This window comes from Pseudomonas sp. FA-1 (assembly GCF_056856075.1).
In genome coordinates this window covers 226,806-241,091 of sequence record NZ_JBWXTH010000009.1, presented here as the reverse complement: position 1 = coordinate 241,091, position 14,286 = coordinate 226,806, and the positions used below count along the sequence as shown (strand labels likewise).

Below are 14,286 nucleotides of genomic sequence, written 5' to 3'. Positions count from 1 at the left end.
GCGGGGCCTTTGTCTGTTCATGGCACCAGCACCACGTCTTCGCTGTCGCTGCCGCCATGCGCGCTGGTGACTTGCACCGTGGCCGGCGGAAGTGGCGAAATCCCACGGGTGAGCGTCTTCACCGCACCTTCGCCGCCGAGGTCGCCGATCAGCGCGCCGTTGCCGGTGTGGGCCGTGAGGGTCGGGGGCGCTGTCTCGTCGCTGGTGGCGGCGACCAGGGTCAGCTCGGCCCTGGACAGGCTGTATTCGGCGCGGGTGATGGTCACCAGGTCGGTCAGCGGCAAGTTGGCGCTGGTGGCGCTGCTGGTGGGGATGGCCACGCTGTTGTCGGCGGTGATGCCAAGGCTGGTGGGCAGTGTCGGGTCGAGCGCCGACTGGGCATACCAGGTGCCGGTGCCATTGGCTTCGCTCAGTGGCAGGTTGGGCGTCTGGCTGGTCAGGGTGACCGTGGCCGGCGGTGGCGGGGCCATGACGAAGACATCCTGTTGAGCGCGCAAGTCGCCATTCTCGAAGTGCCGTGAATAGGTGCTGCGCTGTGGCAGCAGCGGGGTTGGCAGGTTGACCGTGGACAGCTTGCCGGACACGGCGAACAGTTCGGTGCGCAGGTCCAGACCATTGGGCCCTTCGATGCGCACGTAGTTGGTATTGAACGGGCTGCCGGTCACGCGCTCTTCCAGGTTGGGGTCGCCCACGAACTGCTCGCTCGCGCCGGTTTCCGGGTTGGTTTCGGTGTAGGGGCCGTTGACGCTGCGCAGGAATGGCCCGACATCACCCTTGAGCGCGCCGGTGAAGTCGCCCGGCGAGCCGATGCCGATGTCGCGGGTCATGTTGATCGCCCGTGTGCCCGGGGTGGTCACGTCGAACACCTCGACGCCGTAGGGGTGGGTGATGATGTAGGTCCCGGCGGTCGGTACGTCGACCCGAATGCGTATCCGGGCGAAGCTGATCTGGTCGCCTTCCTTGGGCTCCTCGGCGCTGAACGCCGCCTCGATCGCCGAGACGTAGCCCAGGTCGATGCCCCGGGCGGCATCGACGATGGAGGCGTCACCGGTGAACCAGAAGGCTTCGTCGGGGAAGTTGGTAGGGAAGGCGATCGGCTTCGTATCGTCGAACACGCCGGGGGTCGGCAGCAGCGTGCACATGTACGACGGTGCGCCGGGGGTAGCGGGCGCTCGGGAGCTCACCGCCTTGGACAGGCACAGGTCGAGCGTCCGGCCATGGGTGTCCTGGTACCAGGCGGCGAAGCCGCCGTTCTCGGGTAGGGGAGCGCCCTGGTCGACCGCATTGAGCGCAGCCTGGGCCGGAAGCTGGAGCATGCTGGCGAAGATCGCCACTGCCAGCGGGTGGGGTGTCAATCGGTGCATGAGTCAAACCCTCCTGCAAACGGGCCCATGGGTTGGGGCGTCTGATGAGGGATCGGCAACAGCCGTGCCAATTATTTTGATGGGGCGCTTGAGAGGCTCTAGGGCGGTGGTTGTAGCGAGATGGGATGGCTTTCGCTGGGGAGGCCGTTGGGCTGTGGTCCCCAGCATTGGGGAATGCCGGGGGGCAAGACCACCCGTTGCAGGATCGCCCCCGTTCCTATGGACAGTAACCCAGCCCTCCCACAGAAGCTGTGCCAGTCGAAGGGAAGGATGCTTTTGTTTTCGACCTTTACGTAAACGTAAGCTTTATGCCACGCTCCACCCCAGCCGGATGACGGCGCGAGGATTCTGACGCACACTGCAACGAGTCCCGAAGCCCGTTGCTCCCTAATGCAGGGGCACAGCTGGAGTAAACGATGGCGCGACAACTACCTATAACAAACGCCTGCGACCCATTGCACGAATCCCGCCAGGCCCGCCTGAAGCTGGCCAATGAAGGTGAGCTCCCTTCCGGGATGCTGCGCGAGGAGATCGACGCCTCCTGGCGGCGCAGCCTTGGCCACGGCCTGGACTGCCTGCAGAACGAGCAGGTGGGCCTGGGCACGGGGGCCAGCCATGACCTGAGCGCGCTGCTCGAACACAACCGGCTGTTGATCGACGCCGTGACCCCGGAACTGGACTACCTGGTCAAGCGCCAGGGCAAGAGCGGCATCGTCATCCTCGGCGATGCCCAGGCCAACGTCCTGGCCATCGAAGGCCGGGCCCAGGTGCTCGGCCGCGAGGGGCTGCGCGACCTGCACCCGGGCAGTTGCTGGAGCGAGTCGCTGCGCGGCACTAACGCCATCGGCACGGCAGTGGTCGAAGGTCGGCCCACCTTGATCAACTGCGGCGAGCACTACCTCGACCGCCTGAGCCCGTTCTCTTGTACCTCGGTGCCGCTGCGTGACTCGCGCGGCGAAGTGATCGGTGTGCTCGACATCACCCGCGAAGGGGTGATGACCCAACCCCAGGACAACCTCACTGCGCTGATGCTCGCAGCCGGCAACATCGAGGGCCGATTGTTCGGCCTGTGCCACCCCGAACACCTGGTGCTGGCCTTCCACAGCCGCCCGCAGTACCTGGCCAGTGCGTGGCAAGGGCTGCTGGCCCTGAGCCTGGACGGCGAAGTGGTGGCGGCCAACGACAACGCCTGCCAGTTGTTGCAGGTGTCGCGCCAATCACTGATCGGCCGGCGCAGCAGCGACCTGCTCGGCGAACGCTCGCCAGCCTTCATCGCACGTCTGTGGCAGGGCGGTGTAAGCAGCGTGCAGAGCGCCAAGGGCGAGTTCTTCTTCCGCGCCCTGCAACTGCCGCGTCATGGCAGCATCAACGGCGCCGTGGCGCCTGGTAAACCTGCGAAGGCTGCCCAGTCGCTTGCCCTGGAGGCCCTCGCTGGGGGCGACCCGCGCCTGGCCCGCGGCCTGCGCATGGCCCGCCAAGGGCTGGTCAACGGCTTGCCGGTGCTGTTGCTTGGGGAAACCGGTACCGGCAAGGAAGTGGCGGCCCGCGCGCTGCACCAGGCCAGCCCACGAGCGGAAAAGCCGTTCGTAGCGGTCAACTGCGCGGCCATTCCGGAAGGGCTGATCGAGTCCGAGCTGTTCGGCTATCGCGAGGGCGCCTTCACCGGGTCGCGCCGGGGTGGCATGGTCGGGCGGTTGATGCAGGCCCACGGTGGCACCCTGTTCCTCGACGAGATCGGCGACATGCCCCTGGCGCTGCAGGCCCGCTTGCTGCGGGTACTGCAGGAGCGACGTGTGGCGCCATTGGGTGCCGGCGAGGAGCAGGAGATCGACGTGGCGCTGATCTGCGCCACCCACCGCGACCTCAAGCGTCTGGTCGCCGAACAACATTTTCGCGAAGACCTGTACTACCGGGTGAACGGCGTCTCCCTGCGCCTGCCGGCGCTGCGCGAGCGGGACGATCTGGCGGGTATCGTCGAGGGCCTCTTGCACAAGTTCGGCGCCAAGGGGGTGACCCTGGACCCGGCCCTGGCCGAGCTGCTCGATGGTTTCGACTGGCCGGGCAACATCCGCCAGCTGGAAATGGTGCTGCGCACTGCCCTGGCCATGCGCGAGGACGGCGAGCAGGTGCTGAGCCTGGAGCATCTGACCGACTGCCTGTTGGACGAGCTGGCCAGCGGCGCGGCGCCGTCGGGCAGCCTGCGCGAGAACGAGTTGGACCTGATCCGCGGTGCCCTGGCCCGGCACGAGGGCAATGTCTCGGCAGCGGCCGAAGCCTTGGGGATCAGCCGGGCGACCTTGTATCGCAAGCTCAAGCAACTGCGTGGCTGACATGGGCGGCCTGTTCGCGCGGCTGGTGGAAACCAGCGACCCCGTGCTGATGCGCCAGGCCCTGGCCTGGCTGTATGGCTTCGTGCGCCCCCAGCGGCGCGCCATCGCGGTGTTGCTGGGCTTGTCCCTGGCCGCGTCGCTGTTGGCCCTGGCTCAACCCTGGCTGGTCAAAACGCTGATCGACGACGGCTTGCTGGCCCGAGACTACACCACCCTCTGGCATATGGCCGCGATCATGATCAGCGCCGGGCTGTTCGGCACCTTGCTGTCGGGCATCAACCGCTACCTGCACACCCGTTTGTCCGGGCGCATCCTGTTCGCCCTGCGCGACGACCTGTACCGCCACTTGCAGCAGCTCTCGCCGGGGTTCTACGGGCAACGGCGTACCGGCGATATTCTCTCCCGGCTCGACGGCGATGTCGCCGAGATCCAGCGTTTTGCCGTGGACTCGCTATTCTCGGCGGTGTCCAGCGTGATCGGCCTGGTCGGTGCGGTCGGCCTGATGCTGGTGCTGTCCTGGCAACTGTCGCTGCTGCTGGCATTGCTGGTCCCGATCGAAGTGCTGTGGTTGCGCTGGATGCGACGCAAGGTCGAACGCGAAGTGCGCAGCCTGCGCGAGCGCTCGGCGGATGTGTCGTCGTTCCTGGTCGAGACGCTGCCGGCGATGAAATTCATCCAGGCGGCCGGCCAGCAGGACCGCGAGGCAGAGCGTCTGGAGCGGCTCGGCCAGGGCTATATGGGCCAGTTGCTCAAGGTGCAGGTCGCCGAATTTTTCACCCAGGCAGTGCCTGGTACCCTGACCTCGCTGTGCCGGGCCTGTGCTTTCATGATCGGGGGTTGGTGGGTCATCCAAGGCACGTGGCAATTGGGTGCGCTGATCGCCTTTTCCACCTACCTGGCCATGGCCGTTGGCCCGGTGCAGAGCTTGCTGGGACTGTACGTAGCGGTGCAGCGCATGGCGGTGAGCCTGGGGCGGGTGATGGAGCTCAAGCAGGCGCAGGTGACGGTGCGCGAGGCCGACAACCCGCAGCCGATGCCGCAAGGGCCGGGCGAGCTGCGCCTGGAGGCGGTGGCGTTTGCCCATGCCGGGCGCGAGGGCGCGGTGCTGGGCAAGGTGGACGTGCGTATTCCGGGTGGCCTGAAGGTGGCCGTCAGCGGTGCCTCGGGGGTGGGCAAGTCGACCCTGATCGACTTGCTGCAGCGTTTCTACGACCCCGATGCCGGGCGCATCCTGCTCGACGGCATCGACCTGCGCGAGCTAGGCCTGTCGGCCTTGCGTCGGCGCATCGCGGTGGTCAGCCAGGACATCGTGCTGTTTCGCGGCACCCTGGCGCAGAACCTGGCATACAGCACACCCGAGGCGAGCCTGGCCGACCTGCAGCGGGTGGTGAGCCTGACCCGGCTGGACAGTCTCGTGCAAAGCCTGCCACAGGGCCTGGACGGCCTGCTTGGCGAGCGTGGCCAGCAGCTTTCCGGCGGCCAGAAGCAACGCATCGCCATCGCCAGGGCGCTGTTGCAGGATCCAGCGATCCTGGTGCTCGACGAGGCGACCTCGGCGGTGGACGAAACCACCGAGCGCGAAGTGATCGCCGCCATCGACCAGCTGTTCGCCGGGCGTACTCGCATCCTGATCAGCCACCGCGCCTCGACCTTGGCCGATGCCGACTTGCACCTGCATCTGCACGATGGCCAGCTGCGCGTCCTGCCCCGGGAGGTGGCGGGCCATGGCCAGTGACGTACGGGTTGGCGTGATCGACAGCGGTTGTTCGCCCGAGCAGGCCGGCCAGCTACTGGCGGCACGGCGGTTCTGGCTCGAGGACGGCATGCTGCGCGAAGGGGCGCTGCTGCCCGATCGCCTTGGCCACGGCAGCGCGGTGTTGGCCGGTGTGCAGGCGCAGGCTGGTGAATTGCCCATGCTGATGGCCCAGGTCTTCGACCAGCAATGGAGCACCAGCGCCTTGCAGGTGGCCGCCGCCTTGCTGTGGCTGGTGGAGCAGGGCGCGAACGTGGTCAACCTGAGCCTGGGCTTGCACCAGGACCGCCCGGTGTTGCGCCAGGCCTGCGCCGAGGCCCAGGCGGCCGGCGTGGTGCTGTGCGCCTCCAGCCCGGCCCAGGGCAGTCCGGTATACCCGGCCTGTTATCCGGGCGTGATACGCATCACCGGTGATGCCCGTTGCGCAGCAGAGCAGTGGTCTTGGCTGGGCAGCGCCCAGGCCGACCTGGGCGGCCCGGTGGGTGGGCGGACCATGGCGGGCGCGAGCCTGGCCTGCGCAGCGCTCAGTGGGCGAATCGCCGCCTGGCTGGCTGCGCGTCCGGGCCTTGGCCGCGAGCACGTGTTGACGCACCTGCGGGCCGATGCCGCCTATACCGGACCAGAGCGCAGGCGTCTCGGCGATGGCTGAGCCAAGGGTGCTGGTACTGGGCGCCGGCCCGGCCGGTGCGGCGACCGCCCTGGGGCTGCGTCGGCTTGGCTATCCGGTCACGGTGATCTCCGACTGGCGTCGTTTCGCCGCGGTGGAGGGGGTGTCCCAGCGAGTGCTCGAAGGGCTGCGCCATGCCGGGCTGGCCGATGCCCTGCGCCAGGCGGCGGTGCCGGCGACCCGGCAGGTGCACTGGAACGGCGAACAGCTGCGAATGAACCAGGAGTACCTGCTAGACCGCCAGCGTTTCGACCATGCGTTACGTGACGACCTGTGCCGTGCCGGGGTGACCCTGGTCGAAGGCCGAGTGCGGGACGTGCAGCACCAGGACGGTTACCACGTACAACTGGTCGACGGCCAGGTGCTGCACGGGCAGTTCCTGGTCGAAGCCCGTGGCCGCCAGGCGCCCTTGGCCGCGGACCGGCTGCGCGGCCCGGAGACCGTCAGCTTGTTGAATCTCTGGCAGTCCACGCCGGGCGAGCCCGCCTCGGCGGTGCAGAGCCTGGAGGACGGCTGGGCCTGGATGGCACGGTTGGCCGATGGCCGCTGCTATTGGCAGGTGACCCTGGATGCCGCCGGCTTGCCCGGCAAGGCCGCATTGCCCGAATACTGTGCCACGCGCAGGCGGCAGTCGGCGCTGGTGGCACACCTATTCGACGAGCAGGCCTTGCGGCCCAGCGAGGTAGTCGCTCGCAGCAGCACGGCGATTCTGGCGGGCGACTGCGTAGGGATGGACTGGGTGCGGGTGGGTGATGCGGCCATGGCCGTGGACCCACTGTCGGGGAATGGGATCTTCCAGTCGCTGTCGTCGGCGTTGCAGGCCCCGGTGGTGATCAACACGCTGTTGCGCGAACCTGCGCGTGCGGCCCTGGCCCGGCAGTTCCACCAGTCACGGGTGGAGCAGTTGTTCCTGCGTTTTGCCCGCACCGGGCGGGACTTCTATGCCCAGGAACTGGAAAAGGCTGGCCATGACTTCTGGGCGCGGCGCCGGGCGTGGCCGGATGCGCAGCCGATGCATGTTGCCGCGCATTGGCAGGCGGTGCGGGTGGAGCAGCGGCCGGTGCTGCGCGATGGGCTGGTGGCGCAGGCCGAGGTGGTGGTGACGGCGGACCAGCCGTTGGGAATCTGGCATGTGCAGGGTGTCGAGCTGGCACCGGTGGTGCAGGGGTTGCATCAAGGGGCGTCGCTGGACGAGGTGCTGGGCAAGGTGCCTGCGGGGCAGCGGGCGATGGTGCTGCGGTGGTTGGGCGAGCAGGGGTATCGGTGAGGTGGCAGGGGCTGCCTTGCAACCCTTTCGCGGCACAGGGACGCTCTTGCAAGAGCCCGCGCAGCCCCAGTAGAGCGGCCTTATGCCGCGAAAGGACCGCGCAGCGGTCCCTGGCAGGCTAGAAGAACGTCCCGACGAGCACCTGCAGATAGGTCCCGGTGTCCCGTCCGCCCAGCTGCACGCCACCATTGTCGGCACTGCGCTCAGGCGTATAGAACCCCACCAGCGGGCTGATCAGCAGGTGGTCGTTGACCATCCATTCCAGATACAGGTCCACCTCGCGCCCACCGAAGTTGCCTTGTTCGGTGTCCAGGGTATCGAAGTCGAAATACACCCCCCCGAGGGTCAGGTTGTCCCGCGGCTTGGCCTTGAGGCCCAGGTGATGCACCTGGGTGTTGCTGTTGAATGGCCCGGCATAGTTGGCGGCCACTTCCCCCTGGAACCAGGTGCCATAGCCACGGCTCATGCCGAAGAACAGCGGGTCGAAGTCCTCGGAGAAACGGCTGTAGCGGTAGGTGGCGGTGGGTGACCAGGGCAGCGCGGAGAAGGTCCAGTTGCCTTCCACGTACCCGGCCTCCTCGCGCCCGCCGGTTCGGTCCTGGGTGACATATTCGGCGGCCACTTCCAGGTCTTTCACGCCCAGGCTGCCGCGCCCGCGCAGGCTGTAGGTGTCCATGCCGTCGCGGTGCTCCAGGCCCATGATCCGGGCGTAGCGCTGATCGACGTCGAGCCCGCGGATCCAGCTCAGGCCTACGGTGCCGGCCTCGCCGACGTGCTCCAGGTTGCCCACGGCCAAGGCCGTGTCGGCTTGGTAGTGGTTGTCGGACTTGAGCCACATCAGGTCGCCGCGCCAGCCCTGGCTGCCGCCCAGGCGCAGCACGCCGGTGCGGTCGAAGGCCTTGCGGGCGGCCAGGTAGTACGCACCGCCACGGTTGAAGTTGGCGCCCAGGTCGACCTTGCCGAGGTTGACCGGGTCGCCCTGGATCAGGAAACCGTCCCCCAGGGTCACCACCTGGCGTCCGCCGGACACATCGATGCCGTCCTCGCCCAAGGCCGGGAACAGGTTGCCCGAGCGCCAGCCCAAGTAGGCATCCTCCACGGCCGTGCGGCGCTCGTCGCCCAGGCTAAGGCCCGCTGCGTCGCCATCGCCCCAGGTGGCGGAGCTGAGCAGGCTGAAGGCGCCGTACGCGGTGCCCCGGCCGGCCAGTGCTTGGCTGGCGCTCACGCCATACTTGACGTACCCCTCGCGCCAGGCGCTGCTGCCGGGCTGGCGATTGCCGGCCTGGTTGAAGCTTTTGTCGCTATGGAAGATGCCGAACAGGGCTTCGAGGTCGGCATTGAGGACAGTGCCGTTGTGGTTGTAGAGCTCGTGAGCGGTGGCGGTTTGCAGGGCTGTGGTGAGCAGCAGGGTCAGGGGAAGCGGGGATATTCGAATCATCGGGGAGCTCCATTTTTCTTGTTCTGGTTTGGCGCAATCGTTATGTAGTCTGCAAGGTCAAATCGCGGGGCAACCCCGCGCCCATATGTCCAGCGTCGTACCTGTGGGCGCGGGTTTGGGTCAAAGTTTGATCAGCACCGACTTGAGCTCGGTGTAGTGCTCGATGGCATTGGCCCCCATCTCGCGTCCGACCCCGGACAGCTTGTAGCCGCCGAACGGCAGGGCCGGGTCCAGGGCGCTGTGGCAGTTGACCCATACCGAACCGGACTTGATGCGTGGGATCATCCGGTGCACCGTGCCCAGGTCGTTGGACCAGATGCTCGCGCCCAGCCCGTAGGGGTTGTCGTTGGCCAGGCGCACCACTTCGTCGACATGGTCGAAGGGCATGGCCACCAGCACCGGTCCGAAGATTTCCTCCTGCACCAGGCGGTGGCGCTGGTCGACATCGACGATCACTGTCGGCTTGACGAAGTAGCCCGGCCCGAAGCCCTCGCCGCCACAGGCGATGGTGGCGCCCAGCTCGCGGCCCAGGTCGATGTAGCCGGTGACCCGGTCCTGCTGCTTGGCCGAGATCAACGGGCCCATCTGCACGGTCGGGTCCAGGCCGTTGCCGAGCTTCATGCCGTTGGCGATGGCGGCGATGTCGGCGACCACGTTGTCGAAGTGCTTGCGGTGCACATACAGCCGCGAACCTGCGCAGCACACCTGGCCTTGGTTGAAGAAGATCGCCGTGGCAGCACCGGCGGCGGCTTGCTGCAGGTCGGCATCGGGCAGGACGATGGTCGGCGACTTGCCACCGAGCTCCAGGGTGACGCGGGTCATGTTGTCCATGGCGGCCTTGCCGATCAGCTTGCCGACCTCGGTGGAGCCGGTGAAGGTCAGCTTGTCGACCTCCGGGTGGCTGCTCAGGGCCGCGCCGGCGTTCAGGCCGGTACCGGTGACCACATTGAACACCCCGGCTGGGTAGCCGGCCTCATCCACCAGTTCGGCCAGCTTCAAGGCGGTCAGCGGGGTCTCGTCGGCGGGCTTGAGCACCAGGGTGCAGCCGGTGGCCAACGCCGGGCCGAGTTTCCAGCAGGCCAGCAGCAGCGGGAAGTTCCAGGCCACGATCGCCCCCACCACGCCCACCGCCTCGCGGCGGATGAAACCATGGAAATGCTCGTCGGGCATCAGCGGCAGGGAGGGTTCGACGGTGCTGCCCTCGATCTTGGTGGCCCAGCCGGCCATGTAGCGCAGGAAGTCGATGGCCAGCTGCACGTCCATCACCTGGGCCACCACGGCGCTCTTGCCGTTGTTCAGGCATTCCAGTTCGGCCAGCACCTGGGCGTCGCGCTCCATCAGGTCGGCCAGGCGCCATAGCAGGTTCTGCCGCTCGCGTGGGCGCAGGCGGCTCCAGGGCGAGTCGTCGAAGGCCTGGCGCGCAGCCTTGACCGCCCGGTCCACATCCTGCAGGTCGGCTGCAGGCACTTGGCCGAGGATTTCGCCGGTGGCCGGGTTGCGCAAGGCCATGGTCCGGCCGCTGGCGGCGTCCTGCCAGTCGGCGCCGATACGCATCTTCAGCTTGCGTGCGAGGAAGGCGCGGGTGGCGGGCAGGAGGGGCAGGTCGCAATGCATGGTTTGGTGCCTCGTGTCAGTGGGTGTGACGGGCAGAAGCGCAACGGGCGTGCCAAGGTTCGATGGCAGGTGGCAATGGCTTGCGTGGCAAGGGTTTTACCCCAGGGGTGGGCAGGGAACGGGCGGCTATGCTGTTGCACATTGAGACGGGGTGAGACGCGGATGAAACAGGTGGCCTGGGTCGCCCCTTCGCGGGGTGAACCTGTGTCTACCAGCCCTGCGATGGCGCCGGCCCTGTGGGAGCGGGTTTACCCCGCGAAGCGGTTGTCTCAAGCTGAAACAGCCTGTCGCGAAATGGGACGTTCCGGCTCGCTGATGGCGATATGAAACACATTGGAAAGACCGTTCAACCAATTGAAATAACAGGATTTTGTTGATGCTGGCACAGTTTCTGTATCAGCACTGGCCACATGCACCTGCAGTACCCGAGCGTGCGAAAACGATAAGAACAACACCGTGGAGGTCTGACCTTGAAGACGACTCGACTCCGGCGGCATGCGGGCAAACTGGCGCTGGTCGCCGCCGCACTGCTGAGCACCCAGGCCATGGCGGCCGAGCAGGGCCCGAGCCTGTTGCAATCGAAGTGCATGGGGTGCCATACCCCCGAAGGCAACGACAACTACAGCCGCATCAGCCACCAGCGCAAGACCCCGGAAGGCTGGCTGATGAGCATCGCCCGCATGCAGGTGATGCATGGCCTGCAGATCAGCGACGATGACCGTCGCACCCTGGTCAAGTACTTGGCCGACAAGCAGGGCCTGGCGCCCAGCGAAACCGAAGGCGTGCGCTACGCCATGGAGCGCCGACTCAATACCGTCGAGCACTTCGATGACCAGACCAGCCAGATGTGCGGCCGCTGCCATTCTGGCGCGCGCGTTGCGCTGCAGCGCCGCCCGGCCAAGGAATGGGAGCACTTGGTCAACTTCCACCTCGGCCAATGGCCCTCCCTCGAATACCAGGCCCAGGCCCGCGACCGCGACTGGCTGGACATCGCCCTCACGCAGATGGTCCCGGCCCTGGCCAAGCGCTATCCCCTCGACAACCCGGCCTGGGCGCAATGGCTGAAGACCCGGCCCAAGGCCGATGGCCTGCCGGGCCAGTGGGCTTTCAGTGGGCACATGCTGGCCAAGGGCGATGTGCGTGGCGTGATGAGTGTGACCGCTGATAAAGACGACACCTTCAAGGTCGAGGTCAGGGGTACCTACGCCGACGGCACGCCATTCAACGGCAGCGGCTCGGCGATTCTCTACAACGGCTATGAGTGGCGTGGCAACGTCAAGGTGGGCGACAGCACTCTGCGCCAGGTGTTCGCAGCCTTGGACGGCGAGATGACGGGGCGCATGTTCGAGGCCGATCACGACGAGCGAGGCCTGGATTTCACCGCCGTGAAGGCGGGCAAGGCACGTCTGCTGGCGGTACAGCCGGCGTACATCAAGGCCGGCAGCGAAAGCGAGATCACGCTGGTCGGCAGCGACTTGTCCGGCAAGCCGGTGCTGGGGGCGGGGGTCGAGGTGACCGAAGTGCTGGAGTCCACACCGACCTTGGTGCGGGTCAAGGCTCGGGCTGCGGCCGATGCCGCACCGGGCCAGCGTGAGGTGGCCGTCGGCGCGCTCAAGGGCGCGAACCTGGCGGTCTACGACAAAGTCGAGGAGGTCAAGGTGGTGCCTGCCTTCTCCATCGCCCGCATCGGCGACAACGGCGGCTCCACGCCCAAGGTCCAGGGCCGCTTCGAGGCCGAGGCCTGGGGCAAGGACGCCAGCGGCAAGCCCCTACGCATCGGCTACCTGCCGGCCAGGTGGACGGTCGAGCCGTTCAACGAACGTGCCGACGAAGACGAGGACGTGAAATTCGCCGGCAAGATGCAGGCCGACGGCATCTTCATGCCGGCCGGCGCCGGCCCCAACCCCGAGCGCAAGATGATGACCAACAACGCCGGCAACCTGAAGGTCATCGCCGAACTCGAGGACGGTGGCCAGAAGGGTGAAGGCCACATGATCGTTACCGTGCAGCGCTGGAACAACCCGCCCTTGCCCTAAGGGGGCGGTTGTCGCGCATGCAATGAAAACGGGCTGAAGAATCATCGAGAGGTCGCCATGGGCGCACTATTGAACCTGGTCGAACGCAACCTGCACGAAGTGCAGGTCGATGCCGACCGCATGCTCTTCCATATTCCCAGCAGCTCGCTGTTCGCCGCCGACGCGGTGACCGGCGGCATCATCGATACCCTGCGCCAGCAGGGCTGCTCCGTCGAGGAACTGGTGCAGCGCCTGGGCCAGCGGTTCGCCGGGCAGGATATCGAGGACACCCTGCGCGAGCTGATCGCCCTGGAGCTGGTCAGCGACGGCTCGCCGCTGACGCCGGAGATCGCCCTGCGCAAGGTCGAGCGCACGGCGCTGAACACCGTGGTGCTCAACGTCAACACCGGCTGCAACCTGAGCTGCACCTATTGCTACAAGGAAGACCTGGACAAACCCTCGGCCGGCAAGAAGATGAGCGCGGCCACCGCCGAAGCCTCGGTGCAGATGCTGCTCGAGGAGTCGCCCGACGAGCAACGCTACAGCGTGGTGTTCTTCGGCGGCGAGCCGCTGTCCAACCGGCCGTTGATCGAGCACATGGTCGCCTACTGCGAACGTCTGTTCGCCGAGGCGGGCAAACAGGTCGAGTTCATCATGACCACCAATGCCACGCTGCTCACCGAGCAGATCGTCGACTGGCTCGATGCCCATCGCTTCGGCCTGTCGGTGAGCATCGACGGGCCCAAGACCGTGCATGATCGCAACCGCATCACCGTGGGCGGGCAGGGCACCTACGACGTAGTCCGGCGCAAGGTCGACATGCTGCTGTCGCGCTACCGCAGCCGCCCCGTCGGCGCCCGGGTCACCTTGACCCGGGGCATCACCGACGTGGAGACCATCTGGAACCACCTGTTCAACGAACTGGGCTTCGCCGAGGTGGGCTTTGCCCCGGTGACATCGGGCGACATGGCCAGCTTCAACCTGACCGGCGAGGAACTGGTGCAGGTTTTTTCCAACATGAAGGCCTTGGGCCGGCGTTACCTGGAGGCAGCGCTGGAACACCGCAGCATCGGTTTTTCCAACCTGCACCAGCTGATCACCGACATCCATGAAGGGCACAAGAAGGCCCTGCCCTGCGGCGCCGGGTTGAAGATGCTGGCCGTGGACCACGAAGGCGAGCTGAACCTGTGCCATCGCTTCACCGGCTCCAGCCTGCCGACCTTCGGCAACGTGCACCAGGGCGTCAAGCAGGCACAGCTCAACGACTTCCTGTCCCAGCGCCTTGACCGCAGCGGCACCGGCTGCGAAAGCTGCCGCATCCGCAACCTGTGCTCCGGCGGCTGCTACCACGAGAGCTATGCGCGCTACGGCGACCCCACCCACCCGACCTACCACTACTGCGAACTGATGCGCGACTGGGTGGACTTCGGCATCGAAGTCTACAGCCGCATCATGGCCGGCAACCCGGCCTTCATCGATCGCTACATCACCCCGCGGAAGGCGCATTGACATGAAGCACTTGAAGCCCCTGAACAACAAGGCCCGCATCCTTGACCAGGCCGCCGCCGAAGACCGTATCGAAGAGGTGGTGGCCATGAGCGCGGTGGCCGGCTGCACCGCCACCACCGATCCGGGCTGGGAAGTGGATGCCTTCGGTGGCGTCACCTCGCTCTGCCAACCCATGGAGGCCGACCTGTATGGCTGTTCCGACCCCTGCTGGTGGCCGGCCCAGGTGCCGGACATGATGAGCACCTACCAGGACTGGAACGCCCAGGCGACCAACTCCCAGGATGACTGGCGCAACCTCGGCACCGTGTTCCCGAAAGACAAATGACCGG

10 protein-coding genes are annotated in these 14,286 nt (G+C 66.8%); 7 read left to right on the top strand and 3 right to left on the bottom strand.

The genetic code is table 11. From position 1 onward, the window contains the following. Nucleotides 1–17 precede the first annotated feature (17 nt). A complete protein-coding gene (locus tag AC1MHZ_RS17560) occupies nucleotides 18–1,364 on the bottom strand; it encodes a hypothetical protein (protein WP_084858971.1) in 1,347 nt (448 codons plus the stop codon). A 416-nt stretch (nucleotides 1,365–1,780) separates the two neighbouring features. Between AC1MHZ_RS17560 and AC1MHZ_RS17555 the strand changes: the two genes are divergently transcribed. The 4 genes from AC1MHZ_RS17555 to qhpG are packed head-to-tail and all read left to right on the top strand — an operon-like array spanning nucleotide 1,781 to nucleotide 7,381. Continuing rightward, nucleotides 1,781–3,694, top strand: a complete 1,914-nt coding sequence (locus tag AC1MHZ_RS17555) for a sigma-54-dependent Fis family transcriptional regulator (RefSeq protein WP_482966723.1) — start codon at nucleotides 1,781–1,783, stop codon at nucleotides 3,692–3,694. A 1-nt stretch (nucleotide 3,695) separates the two neighbouring features. Then, nucleotides 3,696–5,429 (top strand): ABC transporter ATP-binding protein, encoded by a 1,734-nt coding sequence (locus AC1MHZ_RS17550; protein ID WP_482966722.1) that lies wholly within the window; start codon nucleotides 3,696–3,698, stop codon nucleotides 5,427–5,429. Next, nucleotides 5,419–6,096: a subtilisin-like serine protease QhpE gene (gene qhpE, locus AC1MHZ_RS17545; protein WP_084858968.1), complete on the top strand. Its 678-nt coding sequence runs from the start codon at nucleotides 5,419–5,421 to the stop codon at nucleotides 6,094–6,096. Before AC1MHZ_RS17550 ends, qhpE begins: the two co-directional genes overlap by 11 nt. Continuing rightward, nucleotides 6,089–7,381: a flavin-dependent monooxygenase QhpG gene (gene qhpG, locus AC1MHZ_RS17540; protein WP_084858967.1), complete on the top strand. Its 1,293-nt coding sequence runs from the start codon at nucleotides 6,089–6,091 to the stop codon at nucleotides 7,379–7,381. Before qhpE ends, qhpG begins: the two co-directional genes overlap by 8 nt. Before the next feature lie 118 nt (nucleotides 7,382–7,499). Here the strand turns inward: qhpG and AC1MHZ_RS17535 are convergent, their stop codons facing one another. Both AC1MHZ_RS17535 and AC1MHZ_RS17530 read right to left on the bottom strand, forming a co-directional pair. Next, entirely contained in the window at nucleotides 7,500–8,819 is a 1,320-nt protein-coding gene (locus AC1MHZ_RS17535; RefSeq protein ID WP_482966721.1) for an alginate export family protein, read from the bottom strand. A gap of 120 nt (nucleotides 8,820–8,939) precedes the next feature. Continuing rightward, a complete protein-coding gene (locus AC1MHZ_RS17530) occupies nucleotides 8,940–10,433 on the bottom strand; it encodes an aldehyde dehydrogenase family protein (RefSeq protein ID WP_482966720.1) in 1,494 nt (497 codons plus the stop codon). A 470-nt stretch (nucleotides 10,434–10,903) separates the two neighbouring features. On the opposite strand from AC1MHZ_RS17530, the gene peaA reads away from it, so the two are divergent. From peaA to qhpC, 3 genes are read left to right on the top strand one after another with little or no spacing between them, the layout of a single operon-like run. Then, a complete protein-coding gene (gene peaA / locus AC1MHZ_RS17525; RefSeq protein ID WP_084858965.1) occupies nucleotides 10,904–12,469 on the top strand; it encodes a quinohemoprotein amine dehydrogenase subunit alpha in 1,566 nt (521 codons plus the stop codon). Nucleotides 12,470–12,526: 57 nt separating this feature from the next. Further along, the gene (gene peaB, locus AC1MHZ_RS17520; protein ID WP_084858964.1) at nucleotides 12,527–13,957 is read left to right on the top strand and encodes a quinohemoprotein amine dehydrogenase maturation protein; all 1,431 of its coding nucleotides are present in this window, start codon (nucleotides 12,527–12,529) and stop codon (nucleotides 13,955–13,957) included. A gap of 1 nt (nucleotide 13,958) precedes the next feature. Beyond that, entirely contained in the window at nucleotides 13,959–14,282 is a 324-nt protein-coding gene (qhpC, locus tag AC1MHZ_RS17515; RefSeq protein ID WP_084858963.1) for a quinohemoprotein amine dehydrogenase subunit gamma, read from the top strand. The last annotated feature ends 4 nt before the right edge of the window (nucleotides 14,283–14,286 follow it).